The sequence below is a fragment of the Bartonella fuyuanensis genome, assembly GCF_014197255.1.
In the GTDB taxonomy this organism is placed as follows: Bacteria; Pseudomonadota; Alphaproteobacteria; order Rhizobiales; family Rhizobiaceae; genus Bartonella; species Bartonella fuyuanensis.
Map to the genome: position 1 here is coordinate 115,164 of NZ_JACIFE010000001.1, position 22,012 is coordinate 137,175.

Sequence of the window (22,012 nt, forward strand, 5' to 3'; positions counted from 1 at the left end):
TATCAAGAGCTCCCTCACTAACTCTATGAATGAGATTTTTTTGAATTTTCATAACGCAGCCAAGAAGGACGTTTTGTAACACGCTGAAAGGTATTATTTTTCTGCTCATCCGATGTATAAATCTGACCAGGATGAAAATCTCCACTGCTCATCGCGTTGTTTTTTTCATGTATATTGCCTTCTTTATTCCATCCCACACTTTTTGCAAGAATCCCTTTCATTTCTTCTGCCTGCCGATAAAGAGCAGCAATCCGATTTTCAGTTGCTGGATGCGTCGAAAAAAGACTATCTGCTCCTTCACCGCTCAGAGGATTAATAATAAACAGATGTGCAGTTGCTGGATTATGCTCTGCTTCTTCATTATATACCCCATACGCCCCATCAGCAATTTTACGCAATGCTGAAGCCAACCATAAAGGATTACCACATATTTCAGCTCCCCTCCGATCCGCAGCATATTCACGCGTACGACTAATCGCCATTTGCACCAGCATCGCTGCAAAAGGTGCTACAAGCAACGCAAGAAATCCTCCAATTGCTCCAGCACTATTAGAATCTTCTGAAGAGTTGCGCTGCCCTCCCATAAAAAAAGCAAAATTACCAAGCATTGAAATTGCTCCTGCAATTGTTGCGGTTAGAGTCATTGTTAATGTATCACGATGCTCAATATGTGCGAGCTCATGAGCCATAACTCCAGCAATCTCCTCAGCACTTAAACGCTCTAATAATCCAGTACTTGCAGCAACAGCTGCATTTTGTGGATTACGTCCTGTTGCAAAAGCATTTGGCTGAGCATTGTCAATAACATAAACTTTTGGTTGAGGAAGAGAAGCCTTTTGTGCTAAATCGCTCACAATCTTATAATAAACTGGTGCTGAACGTTGATCAACTTCACGCGCCCCATACATGCGTAAAACGATTTTATCTGAATTCCAATAAGAAAAAAAGTTTAAACCACTTGCCATTAAAAGAGCAATAGCCATGCCACTACCCCCTCCAACAAGATAACCTACCCCCATAAAGAGAGCAGTTAAAAAAGCCAAAAGCATAGTTGTACGCATTATATTCATTACTAAAAAAACTCCACGATAAAATACTATCAATCTTATATGATGGGGTTTTCTTTTTTCTTCTTCAATGGCATAGATATAAAATGAATAAAAAAGATGAAAAAACCAGCAAAAAAAATGCAACTGCCGTTAAACAGCAATCCCTTTCTCCAGCCGCACAACGTGCCCTCCAAGAAGCCGAAGAAAGGAGAAAAAGCGAAACAAAAAAAGAGCACCCTTTAGAAAATGGTGGACGCGGCGGAAAAGACCCTTCCCGCTATGGAGATTGGGAAATTAAAGGCCGCGCTATTGACTTTTAAAATTCAACTTTTAAAGACCCAATGCTGTTTTAGAACACTTTTTGAAAGAAGGTCCCATTTTTAACAAACAAAAGGGATAACATTTACTCTTCTAAAACTTTTAAAGGTGCGTTGATTAAACAATCGTGCTTTTTATGCTGAAGCAGATTCTGTTTCAGCCGCTGCCATAGCTTCTTCTGCCGCTTGCTTTGCTGCTGCTATACGTTCTTGTGCTTTTTTACCTGGTTCACCTTTATGTGGATTATTTCGGATAGGACGTTTTTTTAAGCCAACTGCATCTAAGAACCGTAAAACGCGATCTGTCGGTTGAGCTCCTTGTCCAAGCCAATACTGGATACGTTCTTCATTAAGTTTTACCCTTGGTCTATCTTTAGGCAACATTGGATCCCAGGCACCAACACGTTCAAGGAATCGCCCATCGCGCGGACTACGAACATCTGCAACGACTATATGATAGTAAGGACGTTTTTTTGAACCTCCACGGGACAAACGAATTTTTAATGCCATATTTTATCTCCTATTGTCAGCTCTGGCTTTCGTTTAAATTGATTTTTTTGTTTTTTGCTCTTCAGCAATAACCTCATGATGACGCATAACTTCTTTAAGAATAAATTTCAAAAATCTTTCAGCAAAATCAGGATCAAGATGACTATCCATAGCCAATTGTCGCAAACGGGCTACCTGATGTTGCTCCCGCAGAGGATCCACTTTAGGCAAATCATAACGTGCTTTTAAGTGCCCAACAGCTTTCGTACAACGAAAACGCTCTGCTAAAACATGAACCAAGGTTGCATCAAAATTATCAATAGATGCTCGTAAATGTGCCAATTCATTCAATACTGTTTCCTGCATCATATTCCTGCTCCTCTTTGCATTTTATTTTTTCTTAGAATGCTGAGGATTTTTTCCCCCATCGGCAATTCCATTGAAAAGAGTAGGAAATGTAGATCCATGTTTCGGAAGTCCGGGTAAGAATCTCCCTCCATTACCGTTCTCGATCTGCTTTTGAAGTGCTGAAAATTGCTTCGGATCCAATCCAGATAAATTAGGCATAGCCGAAGAATCTCCACTCAAATTTTCCCTACTTCCAAATCCCATTTTGGTACCAATCCCTCCCAACATTTTTTCCATTAAACCACTTTTGCCTTTACCACCCATAGCTTTCATCATATCGGCCATTTGGCGATACATCTTCAAAAGTTTATTAATATCAGCCGCTGTTGTACCAGATCCCTTAGCAATTCGTTGTTTTCGGCTATGTTTTAAAAGCTCTGGATTCGCCCTCTCTCGAGGTGTCATAGATGAAATAATAGCTAATTGACGATTAAACAACCGATCATCAAGACCAGCAGCAGCAATCTGCTCTTTGACCTTCCCCAAGCCTGGCAACATGCCCATAATACCGCCCATTCCACCAAGTTTTTTCATCTTCTGCAGCTGTTCAGCAAGATCATTCAGATCAAATTTTCCAGTTTGCATTTTTTTCGCAAAAGCAGCGGCTTTCTCATGATCCATTGTTTCAGCAGCTTTTTCAACCAAAGAAACAATATCCCCCATTCCAAGAATACGATCAGCAATACGACTGGGATGAAACTCTTCCAAAGCGTCTATTTTTTCACCAGTTCCAATTGCTTTAATTGGCTTACCTGTAACAGCCCGCATGGAAAGAGCAGCCCCACCACGCCCATCACTATCCATACGTGTTAAAATAATCCCTGTAATTCCTACACGCTCATCAAAAGAACGGGCGAGATGAACAGCATCTTGCCCCATCAAACTATCAGCCACCAACATAATCTCATAAGGAAGGGTACACGCTTTAATTTCAGCCAATTCAAGCATCAAGGTTTCATCAATATGATTACGTCCTGCTGTGTCAAGAAGAAGCACATCATAACCACCCAATTTAGCAGCTTGGACGCCACGTTTTGCAATATCAATGGGCAGTTGTTCAGCCATAATAGGCAAACTTGCAAGTTTCGCCCGCTCTCCCAATTGGCGCAATTGCTCCTGTGCAGCAGGACGACGTGTATCTAATGATGCCATGAGAACTTTTTTATTGTGCTTATCAGTTAAACGTTTTGCAAGCTTTACCGTTGTAGTTGTTTTTCCGGAACCTTGCAAACCTATCATCATGATAACAACTGGAGCTGGTGCATTCAAATCACTCAGAACGCTTTCATTTCCAAGAATATGAATCAATTCATCATGAACAATTTTAACCACCATTTGACCAGGTTTAATTGATTTAACAACTTCAGTTCCAACAGCTTTTTCACGAACCCTATCAGTAAAAGAACGGACCACATCAAGAGCAACATCAGCTTCCAATAAAGCGCGACGAATTTCGCGCAGAGCCTCTGCAACAACCTGATCTGACAAAGCACCACGTCCTGTCAAATGAGACAGGATAGAACCAAGACGCTCTTGCAAAGATTCAAACATCATTTACCTCATTGCTGCATAACAAACAAACCAAAGTAGCATCCGAGAACGCGTCGCGCCGTCGGATGTTGACCTCTGAGATCTCTTTATACCCTTAAACCGGGGTCTCAGTCGGTGGCTCCAAGTTAATTTTGTCACTGAAAGCTCGCTCCTTCAAACAATAAAACCCCACCTTTGTCAAGATTTATCATAAAATGTCTTTTTATACGAAGAAATAAAAACAGCAAATACTACGCTTTAAAACTTTCAACTTTAACACACATAAAATAACTTGTTTCCTGTTCCATACTCCATAATTTTCCGTTAAAGATATCAAACCAAACTCCATGCAATATTAAAAAACCTTGATTCTTACGAAATTTTATCCACGGAAACGTCTCTATGAATGGCGAATAGAAAGCTGCCCTAATCCCATCTTTTTTTCCTGCCAAAACAGCGACTTATTATTTAAAACGATCTCTGCTGCTAGCGCTAAAAGATTTATCCATTGTCCAATAAAATCATTTTCTTATAAAGTATTACACGCCTCCTTAAGAGCAGTACACACTCCCCCCACAATAAGCATAATCAAAAAATATTTGTTATCAGAAATAAAGAAATAACCACATTTGCCAGGTTGCTCAAGGTAAAAATTTCTCCTGGTTTAGCATTAAAAATCATTTTTAGTATTGCACGCGAATCACAACCAAGTAAGGACCAAAACTTCAGATTTCCACTCCTCAATTACCAATTAATGGACTGTTTTATCTGAAACCTGATTATTTATAAAATTTTGGTAACCACTTAAAAATCTTTCCGATAAACGCGTCATTTTTTCTTTAACTTTTTTGTATTTCTATTTGTATATTAAAAAAACAAACTATTAACATACAAAAATACTAAAAATATCCTTTCATTGATGCAAAATATTTCTTTAAAGCACAAATTATTACTAAAAAATAGCAAACATAAATCCATCCTTTCCAAATAAAGAGCTATTTTCTTTGGAAAGAAAGTGTTACAGTACAAAAGTATAATATTTTGCTCTTATAATATGAAGAGAAATAAAAGATCCTAAGGGCAAAAAGGGAGAATAAACGTGTTACACCCAAAAGCATCAACAACAAAAAACACTCAAGATAAAATAGAACAAATCCTTTTTGCTCAAACTGACAAAGAAGATCTTGCTTATTACGAGAATGAAGAGCTTCAAAAAGCTACAGCCGTTGCAGTAAAAACTTTTAATCTCCATCAAACGGGGCAAAATACCATCCGCTTTGAACAAAATTTAACCCGTAATAACAGACCTATAACCGTTATCACACTTGTCAATGATAACAAACCCTTCCTTCTAGATTCTATTTTAAATGTCTTCAATCAACACAAAAATCATATTTATTTGATTGCACATCCCATTCTTGATTGTGCTTCTGGAAAACGCATCAGTCTGATGCAAATTCACATCGAATCACTAAACAAACAACATACACAAAAACTTGAAAATGAACTCACCTTAGTCCTTGAACAGGTTAACGCTGCTGTACAAGATTGGAAACCTATGCTTGAAGAAGTTGAAAAGCATATTCGTTCTTACCAAATAAACCTTCCCCTACACTACAAACAAGAAGGCGAAAAAGCTATTGGATTTCTTCACTGGCTAATGGACGATAATTTCATCTTCCTTGGTATGCGAACTTACAACTTTATCAAAGACAAAAAAAATCTAAAATCCTTTACAGCCAGTAACATTGAACTTGGTATACTTACGAATGCTTCTATTCATATTGTTGACAATGAAAATATGAAAGAACCTCCTCAAGAGGTTTTATCCTTCATGGAAAGCGATAATCTGTTTATCGTGACAAAAGCTAATAGCCGCTCCAAAATTCATCGCTCTGTTTGGCTCGATTATATTGGTCTTAAAATCTTTGATAAAGAAAGCCAACTTTGTGGAGAATTACGCATTGTAGGACTTTTTACCTCCTCAGCTTATACACGCTCTATTTTGCAAATTCCGTTCTTAAAAGAAAAAGCCCAAACTATCATTAAGCGGCTTGGCCACAATCACGCCGATTACTCAGGAAAAGCACTTATCAGTGTTTTGGAAACTTATCCAAGAGATGAAATGTTTCGTTCTGATGTTGATACTTTGACAGAAAATAGTAAACTTATTTTACAATTAGATGAGCGTCCACGTTTACGAGTTCTTGCTCATATTGATTCTTTTGGGCGCTTTGTTTCAATCCTTGTCTACGTACCTCGTGACCAATACAGCAGCAATCTGCGTGAAAAAGTTGGCGAACATTTTGTTGAGCTCTATAAAGGCGACTTTTTTGAATCTTATCCGCTATTTTTGGAAAGCACCCTTATACGTGTCTATTATATCATCCATCGCAAAGGAAACGAAACTGTTTCTCTTATCGAGCGCTCCACACTCGAACAACATGTACGTTCGATTGCACAAAGTTGGGAAGACAGTATTCAAGCCATCGCTCTTACCCACAAAACAACAGAGCAACAAATACGGCTAGCTAGCGAATTCCCCAACAGTTATCGTGATTTATTCTCAGCTGAAGATGCTATTAACGATGCCGGGCATATTCTAAGCCTTCATGATAAAAAGCCCCTTTTCGTAACCTTTTATCACGTCAAAAACAAAGAAAAACAGTGCATTTCTCTTCGACTTTTTCACCGTCATGAAGCACTTGCCCTTTCCAAACGTGTACCACTCCTTGAAAATATGGGGTTTCGCGTTATTGCAGAACAAACCCTCGAATTACCAGATGGCAATGGGCAATCTGTATATCTTCATAATATGCAACTAGAAAGTACTTTCCAATCCTGTATCGACTTTGAAAAAGATAGTCAAAAACACGCCGAAACTTTTGAAGCCATTTGGGCACAAAATGCTGATAATGACGCTTTTAATGCTCTCACTCAAACAGCTGAACTTAATTGGCATGAAATTGTTATTTTGCGCCATTATGGACGCTATCTTCAACAAACTGGAATTCCTTATTCGCAAGATCGCGTTGCCCAAACTTTAAATGCTTATCCTGCTATTACCCAAGATCTTTATGCTTTATTTCATTTAAAATTTCATCCAAGCCATTCAGAAAAAGAACGGAAAAGAAATCAATCAATCATTCGAACGCGCATTGAAGAAAAATTACGAAAAGTATCTGGTTTAGATGATGATCTCATCCTACGCCGTTATTGTAACCTTATCGATGCAAGTTTACGAACTAATGCCTTTACACCTCTTCCTGATGGAAGTTCACGGCGTATTTTAGCCACAAAATTAAATCCGCGCCAGATTGAAGGTTTGCCTGAACCACGTCCTTATCGAGAAATTTTTGTTTACGGACCGGAAGTTGAAGGGGTCCATTTGCGTTTTGGACCTATTGCTCGTGGCGGAATTCGTTGGTCTGACCGTGCCTTAGATTATCGCACTGAAATCCTCAGCTTAGTCAAAGCCCAACAAGTTAAAAATGCAGTTATCGTTCCTGCCGGCGCAAAAGGTGGATTCTATCCCCATCGCCTTCCCCAAACAAGTGACCGTGCTGTCATTATAGAGGCAGCCCGACAAGCTTATACAGACTTTATCACAGCTTTGCTCTCCATCACAGACAATCTGATTCACGGTAAAATAAGTACCCCCTATAATGTCATTTGTCATGATGATCCTGACCCCTATTTTGTTGTAGCAGCAGACAAAGGGACAGCGACCTTTTCTGATACAGCCAACGCCATCAGCCAAGCAAATCACTTTTGGCTCGATGATGCTTTTGCTTCTGGCGGCTCAGCAGGCTATGATCACAAAGCCATTGCTATTACAGCCAAAGGTGCGTGGGAAGCTGTCAAAAGACATTTTCGAGAATCATTTGATCACGATATTCAAACAACGCCTTTCACCTGTGTCGGTGTTGGCGATATGTCTGGTGATGTTTTTGGCAATGGAATGCTCCTTTCTAAACAAACAAAATTGATTGCTGCTTTTGATCATCGCGATATCTTTATCGATCCAAATCCAAACATCGATGAAAGTTATGCAGAACGTATGCGCCTCTTCAAGCTTCCTCGCTCAAGCTGGCAAGATTACGATCAAACAAAATTATCAAAGGGCGGTGGTATCTTCTCACGAAAAGAGAAAACCATTACTCTCTCACCCGAAGCAATACAAGCTATTGGTTTCGAAAAACAAACAGGAACACCCTTTGAAATTATTTCTGCTCTTCTCAAAGCCCCTGTTGATCTTTTATGGTTCGGTGGCATTGGTACTTATATCCGCTCTGCAACAGAAAACGATGCCCAAGTAGGTGATCGTGCAAATGATGCAATCCGCATTACGGGAGAGCAGGTGCGTGCAAAAATTATTGGCGAAGGAGCTAATCTTGGTGTTACACAACGTGGACGGATTGAATATGTCTCAAATGGTGGTCGGTGCAACACGGATGCTATCGACAATTCTGCTGGGGTAAATTGTTCTGATATTGAAGTCAATCTCAAAATTGTTCTTGAATCAGCCCTACGTGCTAAAACACTAACCCGCGAAGAACGTAATAAACTCTTGAAAAAAATGACGCCTCAAGTCGAACAACTCGTCTTGCGCAATAATTATCTACAACCTCTTGCTCTCTCTTTATCAGAAAACCAAAGCACTGCTGATTTACCCTATCAAATACGCTTTATGCGTGATTTGGAACAAAAAAAACTTCTAGATCGCAGAGTTGAAATGCTCCCAGATGAACAAGTTTTACAACAGAGAATAGCCCAAGGAAAAGGTCTTCTCCGCCCAGAACTCGCTGTTATTTTTGCATATGCTAAATTAACCCTAAAAGAGGAAATTGCTAATAGCCCCATTGTTGAGGATCACTATTTCAATACAGCCTTGCTGAACTATTTTCCAACCCAAATTCAAAAAAAATTTGAGAAGGAAATTATTAACCATCAATTGCGTCGGAATATTATCGCAACGCTGATTGCCAACGATATTGTAAATCGTGGAGGACCCACTTTTGTTAACCGACTACATGAAGCAACAGAACAAAAGACTGAAAATATTATTCGCGTTTTCATTGCCATCCGTGATGGTTTTGAAATTCCTCAATTGTCTGATCAAATTGATAAGCTTGATAATAAAATACCTGGTCTTGTTCAAAATAAATTCTACGCAACAATGATCCCCATGCTCTTTGAAACAACAAATTGGGGATTGCACAACATGGATCTCTCACATCCATTAGAAGAAATTGTAAAAACAATAAAGCAAGCTCGTAGTGTTATTGAAAAAGAGCTTTTGCATTCTCACGATAACGAGATTAATCAAAAGATTGAAGAAAAAGCACGACAATATAACGAAGAAGGAGCACCAAAAGCATTAGCAAAACAATTAGCTCTCTTGGAAGCTGCACCAATAGTCTGTGATATTTCTTTGATTGCAAAACAAAGCAATAGTGATCTGATTAAAACTGCAGCAATTTATTACTCACTTGCACAAATTATCCGTATAAACCGCATTAATGAAGCTAGTCAAACAATTCCCATTCTAGATTATTATGACAGTATGGCTTTAAGCCAAGCCAAAGAAAACGTTTCCGAAAGTTTACGGCAAATCATTATGAAAATCCTCAAAAATTATGGAAAAAAAGAAGATCCTTTTGATACTTGGAAAAAAACAGGTGAAGATCATATTCACAATATTACAAACCGCATTCGTGCCCTTATTGAAAATGATCTCAATATTTCTCGTTTTATTTTTGCATCAAGACTAATTTCTCAACTTCAAAATACTGGCTTTCAAACTTAAAACAAGTATAAACAACTTATTAAAATTTTCGTTCTATCCCTTTCCATAAAAACCCAGCAATATAGAGCAAGAGTTTGCATTTTTAGGCAAAGCACCTAAAATAAAAATCTTGCTATTTAATTACAACAGAATTGTTTTTAACAATTTCAAAACGACAGCAGAATCGATTACTTCATTTAAAAACATAAACTTTCAAACTTAAAAACTGTGCAAAATAGTTGAATTTCTCTCCATTTTATCCATCCATGGCTAATTAATAATAGTTTATCATTGTTCCTATCACATTATAACTTTGAAAACTGTAAGATACTCTCATTCCAAATCTATTTATTATTAATGAATCAAAACCATACCCTAACAAAGCACAAACGGAATAAGTGTGTGAGAAAAACTATACAAAAAAGAAGTAAAAATACCTCTTATGAATCATTTCAAGTACCAAAAGCTATCCGTAACATTAGGAGCTGACAAATAGTGTGATAGTGCCTGCTTGTTCCTGCATAAGCATAAAAATGTGGACACTCAATAGCTTTATCGTTACCCTATTCGACAAGCGCCATTGCAAACTGGGCTTATGCACTAAGAGATATTTCTTTCAAATAAGCACGTAAATTGGCAATCCAATGTTACATAAGGGACGTTGACCTCATTAAAGAATATGAGAAACAAAAACATGAAGCGATGCGTAAGCAGACTACTTACAATAAAGAATAATGCTTGAAAATCATTGATTTGCAAGAAAAATAAGCACTGCAAAATATCAAAACTTTTCATGAATTGAACAAAAAACAAGTTCAAATTTTTCTATCAAATATCTTCATTCTAAAAATATAATATATTGATTTACAATCATAATTATATAATTTTACCTATTGAAGGAGAATGGAGATATTCTAAATTCCTTACATTTTAAATCTATTTATTTTGAATCAACCACCCGATTTCCCCTTGTATGTCATGAATGCAAAAATCACATGAACAAAACACTTATAAAAAAGAAGTAAACAATACCTCTAATAAACCCATTAATGAAAGAAAATTGTCGCGATATTAATATTAGAGGAAATTAAGAAATCCCATTAATGCTCGCTTTCTCTTTCACAAGCCTAAAAATAGTAATGCACAATGGATTTCATGTTAAATTATAATATCATCATGAAATAAGAGATATCAAAAAATATTTTTTAAATAAATGCATGAATCATATAAACTTATTCTAATTCTATTTCACGTAGAGAGCACAATCTCATTCTTCATCATTGAAAATGACACAATTGGAAATGCTTTTGAAAAGCATAAAATCGAATGAAAAAAATAACAGTAAAGATAGACGTTGATGCGCCTTTTATAACTTTATCTTCTCCTAGAACTAGGCTTTCTATCTGTTTCAGAGATTACCCCCAATTAAATATATGCAATATGCTTACTTCATCCATAAAAAAGGTTCCCTAACACACAACCCACCACCTATATAGAAAAACCAATTCACCATACTTTAAAATGCCACTTTTACTACACAAATATTTGCAACAGCCTCTTCTTAAATCTAAAGTGGTGCAAGACGACCAAGTTTTAAAAACCCTAATTTTAACCACCCATTGTTAATAAGCAAGTGCAAAACAGGAGAGCCATCTGCATTTTTAGGCAAAGAACCTAAAATAAAAAATAACGCTTGAAGGTTCTTGGCTTGCGCAGGAAATAAGCGCTGTAGAGTATCAAGAAGCTTTATGGGCTGAACATGAGAAAGTTCAAATTTTGCTGTTAAATATCCTTCATCATCAAAAGAAAAAGGTCCGCTAATCCGCACTGTACCACCTGTATGAAAAGCTAATTCACCATATTTTAAAAATCCACTTTTTCCATATAGTCGCTGTTGCCAATTTTTTCCTCCCTCTTCAAACAGAAGAGAGACATCATTTAAAATCCATGTTAAATTGCCATTAATTTTAGGAACATCAACAAAAGAAAACGCAAAAAGGGCAGAAGCATCAAGACCATCAAAAGTTATATTCCCCGAAAAATGCTTCTTTTCATGTTTAAGATCAAATCGGAAAAATTCTGCCGTTATTTTTTTGTAGGTATTTTTTGGCGCTAACGACCGAATCACCACGTCACGCGTATTTTGCAAAGATACCTGATCTTCAACATTTTCTTGTGTCGTTTTTTTATCTGTCGTTTGTTTTCCTAATACTTCTTGAAAATTTTGATCTTCCGGATAAGAAGAAAAAGTAGAAATTTCAAGCCCTTCGGCCATCAACTTCAATGTCTTACTCTTTTTCTCATAAGGTTCCGTTTCAACCACCAAATTGCGCCAATGAGATATTATAGGAGCTTTTCCAGAAAAAACAATTGACGCAGGAGGATAAACATTAAACTCTATCAAATGAGGTATATAAATTGGTGCTCCAACTGTCAAACGCTCTGTTAATAAGGAAACCTCATGTAAAGGCCAAGAAAATTGAAACTTGTCACAAACAACACCGACACGTAACGGATAACCATTCTTACGCACATTCTCACATACTACTACCATATTATAGGAAAATACTTTTGCAAATATACCAGAAACATGGTCTTCTATTTTATGTGAAAAAAAAACCAGAGCGCACTATAAATCGATATCAACGCAAAACAAAAAAGCCCAAAAATAAAATAGCCCCAAGACAAAATCTTTCGTCCTGATGCCAATTGAGAGAATGTAGACAACATTAAAACCTTCTTTATCCTTTAACTTTCTTCACGCCCTCAAAAGAACAAAAGCTCCTACCCTAGATCAATTTTTAAACAATCAAATTTCTGATTTAGCGAATTTTACTGCTGACCACTTCATGAAGCCCATATATCCCCATCCTAAAGTACAGTATCTTATAAACTCAACAGGCAAGATTTTCTTAAGAAAGTCCTTACACCCTTTAACAAAAAACACCTTATATGTAAAGTTTTTCATAGACTTCTATCTTTTCTTAAACGATACTGTTTTACAGCACAACAATGATTCTAACGACCAGCATTTCTAATACTCATACAAGTGTGATCGATGTACAAAAAATCTGCCGTAATGCGCCTTCAAACCATTGGCTCAAAGCTTGATCATAGATTAAACGTCCTTTCAAATGTGCCCAAGCAGGTTGAGCACCTTTTTCAGTTAATTTATGTGCCGAACGTACGATCAAACGCCGTATCATAGCGCGTGTAAATTCTGCATGAAATTGCAAACCCCATGCATTGTTTCCATAACGAAAAGCCTGCGTGGGATATATCTGCCCTGTTGCCAAAAGCATTGCCTCTTTGGGTAAATCATAAATACCTTCATCATGGAAATGATAGACCATTTCTGGCCAATTCATCAATTTCTTCCCTTGTGGCGTTGCTTCTAGTGGATACCAGCCAACTTCAACAATTCCATCACTTCTTGTACCAATGCGTGCCCCCAGATTCCGAGCTAACATTTGTGCTCCAAGACAAACTCCCAAAAAAGGTTTATTTTCCTTTAGCGACAATGAAATCCAGTCAATTTCCTCACCAATATAGGCTTCGTTGTCATTCACACTCATCTTTCCCCCTAAAATAACAACGCCAGCATAATGCTCTAATGTATCAGGAAGTTTTTGCCCCCAAATAGGACGATAAATATCAAGAACAAAACCATTTTGTTGTAAAAACTTCCCTAAACGACCAGTATAAGCAGACCGACGATGAATAACAACAGCAATCCTTGGTTTGCTATTTTTTTGCTTTTTATCAAGACATCTCTGATTTAAAAACATTTTTAACCAATCACCTCTGCAACCAAGAAAAACTTTATTTTTTAAGCATAGAGAAGAATTTTATTGGATAAGATTTACGATAATTTTTTCTCCTAATATTAGCTGTTGTCTCTGAGACAACACACAAATTGTTATCTTGATGAAATTTTAAATAAACGAAATTTTTTCCTCGATAAAGATGTTCCTTCTTCTTCTGTTCTAACACCTGGATCATCAACATTTAAATGAGTTTGGCTGAATGTTTTTACATTTTGCTCTTTTCTCACTTGTTTCTCCACTTGCGTATTATGCAAAAAAGAATCATCTATAGGGAGAAATTTTCCAAGCTTCTTATTTTCAACGTCATCACTTTTTCCCATAACGTCCTCTTTATCTTCTTTTTTCGGCACAATATTAACCGCATCTAATGTAAGAGAAGGCACATGGGGAGGCGCTTTCCACTCAAAAGAGCCCAAACGTCCACTGATTGGAGAAACAGCTGCCCAAGAAGAAAAAATGACACCATCACACATCCATACTGGATCACGCTCAGCACGAAGTGCTAAAGAAAGCCATTGACGCACAGCGCTTTGATTATTGTCCTGTGCTTCTTCAATATCTGCCAATAATAAGTAAACACTTTCCCGTGGATGATACTGCAACGCTTTTTGTGCCTGTTCTCTTGCTAATGCTGTTTCACCAGCATCCAAAGCTGCTTTAGCAATAAGGAAAGCTGACTCAAACGTATCTTTATTATAAGAAGCAAGTGTTTTAGCCCTTTCCAATCGCCCAATGGCTCTTTCTTCTCTTTCAAGATAAAGCATCCCAAAGTTAGGATGAGGCTTCTTTTGCCAAGCCGCTATAATTATTTTATCTGCTTTCCGCGTTTCGTTTAGTTTATAAAGAATATCAGCAGCAATAACTGTTATCGGAACAAAATCAGGCGCTAATTTATGAGCTTTCAAAATAGCTGTACGCGCTTGTACAGGATGTGTATCAAACAAACGAAGCGCCTGCCCACCTAACAGTAAAACCTGTGTATGCAAACGCTCTGGAGACAAGCGAACAGAACGCGGTAAAACTTTTTGCGCTTTTTCAAAAACAGCAAGTGCCTTATCCCATTCACCCTCAGCACTTAACCGATCAAGCACCACCTGATTCGCCCATAAAAGTGCCGGCGATAAAGTCAATGCTTCTTCAGCATATTGTTGTGCCGCCTCATAAGCTTTACTCTTCATCGCCTCACGAAACAAACCATAAAGTCCAACCAGCTTTGTAGAATCTTCCTTTCTCATTTCCTCATAAAGGCTAATGGCGCGAACAGAGTTATTTTGTAAAGACAAAGTTTGCGCTTTTAAAAATTTCACTAATGGCTCTTGTTTTCCTGCAAGATATTTAGTAGCCTGTAATTCCATTTTCTGTGCCATCCTGCCATCACCAACAGAAGTTGCAAGAATCCCCTTCGAAAGAGCTTCATAACCGAATTTTTTACGGCGTTTATAAAAATAATTGGAAAGGGTCCTAGGTATGGAGAAAAAGAAAGATAATAACCACCATAAAAGCACCAGCGTTGCAAAAAACAAAATAAGCACACTTAAAACTGTAAGCAATGAAGCAGAAAATCTGAAGTGCAAAAATGTGAGTACAAAAACACTATTGTGATTAGCAACCCACCCGAAAACTAAACCGAAGATACAAACAACAAAAGTATAAACAAAAACACGTATCATCTGTAGCCTATTTACATCTCTATTGCCTTAAAAGATCCCTGTTGCACAGACAACAGCAATTGCTGTAATACTTGTTGAATAGTAATATGTCTTTCAAGCTTCTGAACAAAATCCATTGAAACATCTTTTGCATTTTGGGGCAATGATTGCCATTCGCTCAAAGCCTTGTCATAATCACCGGTTTGAATAGCAACTTCCATTCGCGCGGCAATAGCTCCTAATGTTGTCCCTTCAACATTCCCAATTGGTCGCGAAACAATGAGTCCTTTTATCCACGCTAAAATTCGATCAAAAAAACCAGCATCTGATGCAACAATATTTTGCGTACCAACAATCGCATCGGCAACATGAGAAAAATCAATTGAAAGTTGTACTGCACTTGGAAGACCTACCGTGGCTGTTTTTTGCAACAGATCAAGTCCACCAATAGAGGGCGATAATTGCCGTAACAGTTTTAATTCATTATTGTAAGAGCCACCACGTTCTATAGCATTTTTTAATGAACTGATTGCAGTAAAGAGCGCAGTATCTATTTCTCTTTTTTCACTATTTTTAACAGCAGTTTCTTCCTGTATAGTTTCTACCTGTTGTTTTAACGCAGCAAGACCATTTGCATTGCTTTGCCCAATAGACAAAGACATCTCTATTTTTTTTGATGCTCCAATAAAAGTTTGTACAGCCCCTTCAAGAACTTTTACTTTTTCCTCTAAAATCGCAAAAGCTTTTTTGTTTTCTTCTTTTGATAATTCGTTATTTTTCGTTGTTTTAAACTGCTGTGATGAAAAAGAAGAAAGCTCTGTTTTTAATGCATCGATTTCCTGAAACAAATGCCCCAATTGTTCCTTTGCTTCTTCACCTTGTCTTTTTGCAGCTTCAGCAATCTGCAAAGCTTTTTCCCCTGCGGCGGAATTTTCCACAAAAGAAGAAGGAAAAAACCCCATCCATTGAAGCCCTATAAAAACTCCTAAAGTAAAGACTCCCCCCAAAATACCAGAAAGAGACAAAAAAAACCAGGTTACACCAGAGATACTTTTATTCTGTCCTCGCATATTTGATTTTTCGATTCCCGGAGATTCCACAGAATTGTTTACTTTTTTCTCTAAATCATGGGGAACAACTTTATGTTCAATAACTGGCTTTTTACGATGCGTACCAGTATAATGTGATTTAACTTTTGGTTTTGAAGAATCGACCATCTCTATCACTTTTTGTGCACAATTTATTTTACTGATAAACTAATAAAATGAAAAAAGTTTTAAAAATTAAGCTTTTCTGAAATATCTTAGAAAAAGTATAAAATTATATAAATTTTCCAAATTCCATCTTTCTCAAGAATATTTACAATTATAAACTTTAATATACAATTCTTTAAGAATACATCTGCATTTTATACTCAAAATACAGCTTCCTTTTTTATCAACAATTCCATAGCATTCAAAGAAGGTGTCAGAACACGTCGTTTTTCATAGAAAAATTAATTCTAAGAGAAATGCTTTGCATCTTTTTTTGTTCATGATACGCATGCAGAAAAGAAGTTTCAATATAAGGTTTTGTTTAAAATGCGTCTGCTGGGAATAGAAACAAGTTGTGATGAAACGGCAGCGGCAGTTATTGAATACAATAATGAATCAAACAGCCGAATTCTTTCCAATATTGTTTGGAGCCAAATTGAGCATCATGCCCCTTACGGCGGTGTTGTTCCTGAAATTGCCGCTCGTGCCCATGTTGAAATTCTTGATCATTTAATTCTGCAAGCATTAACAGAAGCAAACACAAAATTAAAAGATATTGATGGCATTGCTGCCACCAATGGACCTGGTTTGATAGGAGGACTGTTAGTCGGCGTTATGAGTGCAAAAGCTCTCTCTCTTGCCACTGGCAAACCATTTATTGCCGTCAATCACTTAGAAGGACATGCTTTAACGGCCGTATTAACGCACAATGTCAACTTCCCTTATTTATTACTTTTAGTTTCAGGCGGTCATACACAAACAATCCTTGTTCATGGAATAGGCAACTACCAGCGCTTAGGAACCACCATTGATGATGCATTAGGAGAAGCTTTTGATAAAACTGCAAAACTATTGAGTCTTCCTTATCCTGGTGGGCCAGCGCTTGAAAAAGTAGCTTTATTGGGTGATAAAAATCGTATCCCCCTTCCACGGCCTTTAAAAGGTGAAAAACGATTAGATTTTTCTTTTTCAGGACTTAAAACTGCCGTTCGACAAGCCGCAACAGCCATCGCTCCTCTTACAGAAAATGACATCGCTGACATTGCAGCAAGTTTTCAAGCCGCCGTGACTGATACGGTACATGATCGCGTTCACCTCGCTCTACAACACTTTATGCACCAATATCCTCTCCCTCATGATAAAAGAAAACGCCCTCCTGCTTTGGTTGTTGCAGGCGGGGTTGCCGCAAACCAAGCCATTCGCTCTACATTGCAAGAACTTGCCCATCAACATGGTTTTGAATTTATAGCGCCTCCTCTTTCCTTGTGTACCGACAATGCTGCAATGATTGCCTTTGCCGGTGCACAGAGGCTCGCACGAGGAGAAACAAGCCCCCTTAACATTGCCCCTCGCTCACGTTGGCCATTAGATGAAAAAGCCACACCCTTAATCGGAATGGGACGCCGTGGAACAAAAGCATAAAAAATTGATGCCGTGCTCGCCACACACCTCAAAGAATGAAAATTTCCACCCAATCTAGCTTGTTTACAACGGATTCTTGTCAATCAACTGCCCATTTACACAATTTACTTAACCCAAAGCTCGATACACAAATCTAAATATTCATAAAATATTACTAAAAATACTTCAGTTCCAAGAAAACTATCTTATATCACACACCTAGAATGATAGTATCTTAATAATAAACTATTGCACCAAACATAATATAAAACCATCCTTGACATCATCACCCTTGATCATCTATTTGTTTCATTACCATCATAATCTTAAAGCTTTTCTGGAACCAATTTTCTTGCCAAGCTTCCTCCAACGCCATACTCTATCGTAACACCATTTCAAACCATAGTTGAAAAAATGATTAAACCACCACCCTACTTAGCAATTTTAAGTCTATTTTTTGATACATTGATCTATTTCTTGTGCTAAAAAATAAGCAAAGAATAAAATACCTTTATACAACATGAAATATCAAAGGTATGTACCTTTATGTGACAATTTCTTCCGAAAATAAGAAAAAACAGGTCATACCCATTCTTTACCTCAATTTAAAAATTATCGTCAATGGTATTACAAAGATACGTATAAAATGCGCGTGATAAATGCATAACAAGCTATGAAAAAGGAGAATTTATGGCTTATTGGCTCTTTAAATCTGAACCCTATAAATGGTCATGGGAAATGCAAAAGAAAAAAGGAGCTGATGGCGAACAATGGGATGGTGTCCGCAATTATCAAGCTCGCAATAATATGCGTGCCATGAAATATGGCGATAAAGGTTTTTTTTATCACTCAAATAAAGGTTTAGAAATTGTAGGCATTGTAGAAATATGTGCTGAAGCACACCCTGATTCTACAAGTTCTGATCCACGCTGGGAATGTGTAGATATCCGTGCACTTTGTGACATGCCAACACCTGTTTCATTAAAACAAATAAAAACCAATCTTAAACTAGCCAATATGGTGTTGATCAATGCCAGCCGTTTATCAGTACAACCTGTAACAGAAGATGAATGGAAAGAAGTCTGTTTGATGGGAAACCTTAAGAAGGAAATGTTTTTATCTTAAATTAAAAATTTTTATTTATTGGCTCATATCAAAAGACACTTCATATCGCACAAGATGAATACAATGCATACCTCTATTGATGTATTCTCATGCTCAATGCGTAAATATGATATTCTTCCTTGTCATTTTTTATTCTACACGCTTCTCAATCCAAACCATCCCTAAAATTGCACAAAAAACCTCGTCACGATGCATTTTTCAGCTTCTCTAATAACTGAAAGCTTATTCAACGATTATAATAAGTAACACCATGAGCATCACACCGACTTCTTCACGCACAAATGCTACGAAAAAACAAAACTGAACGTAGAAAAAAACATACCATGAAATTCCTCCTAGACAGTATCTGTATCCAAAATCATTGCACCATTTTCTTTACGCTAAAAGTTGAATCAATCAAAACCATTCGTGTGCACGTTACAAACAGGGAACACCATGTGGATAAAAAGGATTAAATCATACCTTTTACGAATCGTCTCAAATACCAAAGGCTGTAGCAATATTGGAAGCTGACAAAGTTTATGATGATAGCGAATTGTTGCACCATAAGCATAAAGATGATAATGTTCAACGAAACAAAAACGCACGAGTGTATAAAAAATCTTTCAACCAATGTGTGAAATTCCACATACCAGGAGATACATTCTTTTCGGCCAACAAGCATAAAATTCATAAAAGTTTATTTTTTATCAACTTTCTTTTTTAATTTTTTTGTATGAAATCTCATTTTTCCTGAAACTGCTTTTACCAATCAGTGCATCAACATACTGATAAGGAAAACCATGAACCACTATACTCTTTTAATCGTTGAAGATGATGATCTACGCCCCATCTTGGTAGAACAATTGCAAATGCATCAAGAATTTGAAATTCTTCAAGCAAAAACAGCTGAAGCAGGAATGAAAATAATCCAAAAAAAAAATATTGATCTCGCTATTTTGGATATCGAACTTCCTGATTTTGATGGTCGCAAAGCCGTTCAACAATTACGCACTCAAGGCTTTCGTGCCCCTATTATCATGATAATAAATTATGATACAGACTGCGATACCATTTTAGATCTTGAAACAGGAGCCAATGATTATGTATCAAAACCCTTTCGCTTTGCAGTATTATTAGCGCGAATTCGAGCTCAATTACGTCAATATGAACAAAATGAAGATGGAACCTTTCATATTGATCACTATACTTTTAAACTAGGACAAAAACTCCTTCTTGATCAGAATAATAATAAAATCCGTCTCACAGAAAAAGAAGCCGCAATTCTTAAGTGCCTCTATTATGCTAATGATAAAATTGTCAGCCGTGAAACATTATTAAAACAAGTTTGGGGTTATAATGAAAATATTGTCACCCATACTTTGGAAACCCACATCTACCGTTTACGACAAAAAATCGAAAAAGATCCCTCCAATGCACAAATTCTTATAACAGATCAAAATGGTTATCGTTTAAATCTCTAATTCGATATTTACTGTTTCAAAAATAATTTTAATATCCTTTATAAAAAATACAAACACAATGAAAAAATGTTTACCAATTTAGATAATATCATATAGAATTTACCCTTATCAGCACTCTTATGATAAAATATTTATCCCCCATTAAGCTATTATGAACGAAAAATCTAAATATTCTAACACGAGGAGCAGCAATAGAAATGCTTTAAAAGCTCAGAATATATTTAGTAATTTCTGATTCATATGCTTTTGTTCCCTTGAGAATTTCTAATATATTCAGTTTGGCATACAAAAAATCATGATATTTTTTATCATAACTATAATATTTAGCATATTGATATTTATGATTATTTTTTCAAAATACCGTTCCCCTCACTGCCCCATTTCACATTTACCAAGTTTAACCTAAATTGAAAGATATTTTTTAGCTTTATAGTTTTCTCCCATCGTTTATGATTTCATCTCTTCTTAGGAGAAAAATTATAAACCTCAAACCTCTATTTTATCTACAGTGCTTTAAAGGCTCTACACCGTAGAAATAAAACAGCTATTTTTATAAGACTTTTTAATTTATCATCATAGAACGATAGAAGACTATTAAAAAAATATTCTTTCCTTAAAAAGTATCTCATTTTTCTGCCAAAGTCACTTTACAACATTTTTCCATGAGCACGTCCTTTTGAGAACTACCATTTTTACACCTACGAAAATACCACTATTTTTTCTAAATTAAATGCTGCAACTATTCATTAAAGATAATTTGATCTATCAATACTTGAGATTTTTTATTCACATGCCAATTCCATAGATAATGTGCAAATTGAATGTCAAAATTTAAAATAAGAGTATCTTTCTATACTTGCTGCTCTTGTGCCAATAGAAAAATGACTAGTTATCTTTATAAATTAAAATATTTCGCACTTGTGGTGATAAAGCAGGAATAAAAATACGCCGCGATTGACGACGCTGTCCCAACAAACCTTGATAAACACGCTTCTGTGCTTGACACATTAAGAGTCCACCAAAATAAGGTAAAAGATGGCGTGCAAATGGCTCATAAAAAAATGAGAACAATCGCGAAACATACCCTGTAGAAGGCATATAATGGACAATTTCTTGTATTGACCCAGAAACAAAATTTGTTTTTTCAAACAAACGAATAATCTGCTGCTGGCTATAGGGTTCACCATAACCAAAGGGTGTAGTAGTATTGCGTGCCCAAAAGCCAGAGCGATTAGGGACAATAACGATCAAGTGGCCATTAGGTACTAAAACACGCCATATTTCATTTAACGTTTCAAATGAATTTTCCGTATATTCTAATGCATGTACCAATAAAATACAATCAACAGAGGCATCAGGCAGCGGCAAATCTTCTTCAAAAACAAGAGCTGTGGCAACTTTCTCAGCACCAGGCCAAGATGAAGCGCCTTGGCTTGCTGGCATAAAAGCAAAACATTGTTGGGTACGCTCACGCAGTGCCGAAAGATAAGGCAGTGCATAACCCAACCCCATAATCCGTTTATCCGTGAGATCAGACCACCATAAATTCAATTGGTCACACAGCGTCTTTTGCACACGCAGCCCAAGTGCAGAAGCATAAAAATCTTTCAGTGTAACGATATCCAACTTAACATACCATGTAGAAATAAATTTCAAACATTACAGATTTTCATATACCCAACTTATATGGACCTCTAATCTTTCTCCACAATA

Annotated in this window: 13 protein-coding genes and 2 pseudogenes; 5 read left to right on the top strand and 10 right to left on the bottom strand. The window is 36.7% G+C overall.

Translation table 11 applies throughout. From position 1 onward, the window contains the following. Positions 1-23: 23 nt before the first annotated feature. On the bottom strand, positions 24-1,070 hold the full coding sequence (htpX, locus tag GGR08_RS00440) for a zinc metalloprotease HtpX (protein ID WP_183193454.1): 1,047 nt from the start codon (positions 1,068-1,070) through the stop codon (positions 24-26). Positions 1,071-1,153: 83 nt separating this feature from the next. Between htpX and GGR08_RS00445 the strand changes: the two genes are divergently transcribed. Then, a complete protein-coding gene (locus GGR08_RS00445; RefSeq protein ID WP_183193455.1) occupies positions 1,154-1,369 on the top strand; it encodes a DUF1674 domain-containing protein in 216 nt (71 codons plus the stop codon). Positions 1,370-1,501: 132 nt separating this feature from the next. On the opposite strand, the gene rpsP is transcribed toward GGR08_RS00445, so the two are convergent. The 4 genes and pseudogenes from rpsP to GGR08_RS00465 all read right to left on the bottom strand — a co-directional run bounded on the left by rpsP (position 1,502) and on the right by GGR08_RS00465 (position 4,625). Then, a complete protein-coding gene (gene rpsP / locus GGR08_RS00450) occupies positions 1,502-1,876 on the bottom strand; it encodes a 30S ribosomal protein S16 (RefSeq protein WP_183193456.1) in 375 nt (124 codons plus the stop codon). 16 nt (positions 1,877-1,892) lie between these two features. Further along, positions 1,893-2,221: pseudogene (locus tag GGR08_RS00455) on the bottom strand (chorismate mutase). A gap of 24 nt (positions 2,222-2,245) precedes the next feature. Further along, the gene (gene ffh, locus GGR08_RS00460) at positions 2,246-3,814 is read right to left on the bottom strand and encodes a signal recognition particle protein (protein WP_183193636.1); all 1,569 of its coding nucleotides are present in this window, start codon (positions 3,812-3,814) and stop codon (positions 2,246-2,248) included. Between the two features lie 230 nt (positions 3,815-4,044). Then, positions 4,045-4,625 (bottom strand): annotated as a pseudogene (locus GGR08_RS00465) (carbonic anhydrase). Between the two features lie 267 nt (positions 4,626-4,892). On the opposite strand from GGR08_RS00465, the gene GGR08_RS00470 reads away from it, so the two are divergent. Then, the gene (locus tag GGR08_RS00470) at positions 4,893-9,602 is read left to right on the top strand and encodes an NAD-glutamate dehydrogenase domain-containing protein (protein WP_183193457.1); all 4,710 of its coding nucleotides are present in this window, start codon (positions 4,893-4,895) and stop codon (positions 9,600-9,602) included. Between the two features lie 1,546 nt (positions 9,603-11,148). Here GGR08_RS00470 and GGR08_RS00475 read toward each other — a convergent pair. The 4 genes from GGR08_RS00475 to GGR08_RS00490 form a co-directional block, all read right to left on the bottom strand. Further along, positions 11,149-12,135 (bottom strand): DUF2125 domain-containing protein, encoded by a 987-nt coding sequence (locus GGR08_RS00475; protein WP_246350064.1) that lies wholly within the window; start codon positions 12,133-12,135, stop codon positions 11,149-11,151. Positions 12,136-12,622: 487 nt separating this feature from the next. After that, complete coding sequence (locus GGR08_RS00480) at positions 12,623-13,369, bottom strand: glutamine amidotransferase (RefSeq protein WP_183193458.1); 747 nt, start codon at positions 13,367-13,369, stop codon at positions 12,623-12,625. 131 nt (positions 13,370-13,500) lie between these two features. After that, positions 13,501-15,078 carry a heme biosynthesis protein HemY gene (locus GGR08_RS00485; protein ID WP_183193459.1) on the bottom strand — a complete coding sequence of 526 codons (1,578 nt, stop codon included), beginning with the start codon at positions 15,076-15,078 and terminating at the stop codon, positions 13,501-13,503. An 11-nt stretch (positions 15,079-15,089) separates the two neighbouring features. Further along, complete coding sequence (locus GGR08_RS00490; RefSeq protein WP_183193460.1) at positions 15,090-16,274, bottom strand: COG4223 family protein; 1,185 nt, start codon at positions 16,272-16,274, stop codon at positions 15,090-15,092. A 363-nt stretch (positions 16,275-16,637) separates the two neighbouring features. Here GGR08_RS00490 and tsaD point away from each other — a divergent pair, with 363 nt between their 5' ends. The 3 genes from tsaD (at position 16,638) to GGR08_RS00505 (ending at position 20,299) form a co-directional block, all read left to right on the top strand. Beyond that, on the top strand, positions 16,638-17,732 hold the full coding sequence (gene tsaD / locus GGR08_RS00495; RefSeq protein ID WP_183193461.1) for a tRNA (adenosine(37)-N6)-threonylcarbamoyltransferase complex transferase subunit TsaD: 1,095 nt from the start codon (positions 16,638-16,640) through the stop codon (positions 17,730-17,732). 669 nt (positions 17,733-18,401) lie between these two features. Next, positions 18,402-18,836: an EVE domain-containing protein gene (locus GGR08_RS00500; RefSeq protein WP_183193462.1), complete on the top strand. Its 435-nt coding sequence runs from the start codon at positions 18,402-18,404 to the stop codon at positions 18,834-18,836. 782 nt (positions 18,837-19,618) lie between these two features. Next, positions 19,619-20,299, top strand: coding sequence for a response regulator transcription factor (locus GGR08_RS00505; protein WP_183193463.1), 681 nt, complete (start codon positions 19,619-19,621; stop codon positions 20,297-20,299). An 885-nt stretch (positions 20,300-21,184) separates the two neighbouring features. Here the strand turns inward: GGR08_RS00505 and GGR08_RS00510 are convergent. After that, entirely contained in the window at positions 21,185-21,955 is a 771-nt protein-coding gene (locus GGR08_RS00510; RefSeq protein WP_183193464.1) for a class I SAM-dependent methyltransferase, read from the bottom strand. Between the last annotated feature and the right edge of the window lie 57 nt (positions 21,956-22,012).

Bases quoted from the DNA above. Each gene is read 5' to 3' on its own strand.
- htpX (WP_183193454.1), bottom strand. From the start codon at position 1,070: ATGAATATAATGCGTACAACTATGCTTTTGGCTTTTTTAACTGCTCTC.
- GGR08_RS00445 (WP_183193455.1), top strand. From the start codon at position 1,154: ATGAATAAAAAAGATGAAAAAACCAGCAAAAAAAATGCAACTGCCGTT.
- rpsP (WP_183193456.1), bottom strand. From the start codon at position 1,876: ATGGCATTAAAAATTCGTTTGTCCCGTGGAGGTTCAAAAAAACGTCCT.
- ffh (WP_183193636.1), bottom strand. From the start codon at position 3,814: ATGTTTGAATCTTTGCAAGAGCGTCTTGGTTCTATCCTGTCTCATTTG.
- GGR08_RS00475 (WP_246350064.1), bottom strand. From the start codon at position 12,135: ATGGTAGTAGTATGTGAGAATGTGCGTAAGAATGGTTATCCGTTACGT.
- GGR08_RS00480 (WP_183193458.1), bottom strand. From the start codon at position 13,369: ATGTTTTTAAATCAGAGATGTCTTGATAAAAAGCAAAAAAATAGCAAA.
- GGR08_RS00485 (WP_183193459.1), bottom strand. From the start codon at position 15,078: ATGATACGTGTTTTTGTTTATACTTTTGTTGTTTGTATCTTCGGTTTA.
- GGR08_RS00490 (WP_183193460.1), bottom strand. From the start codon at position 16,274: ATGGTCGATTCTTCAAAACCAAAAGTTAAATCACATTATACTGGTACG.
- tsaD (WP_183193461.1), top strand. From the start codon at position 16,638: ATGCGTCTGCTGGGAATAGAAACAAGTTGTGATGAAACGGCAGCGGCA.
- GGR08_RS00500 (WP_183193462.1), top strand. From the start codon at position 18,402: ATGGCTTATTGGCTCTTTAAATCTGAACCCTATAAATGGTCATGGGAA.
- GGR08_RS00505 (WP_183193463.1), top strand. From the start codon at position 19,619: ATGAACCACTATACTCTTTTAATCGTTGAAGATGATGATCTACGCCCC.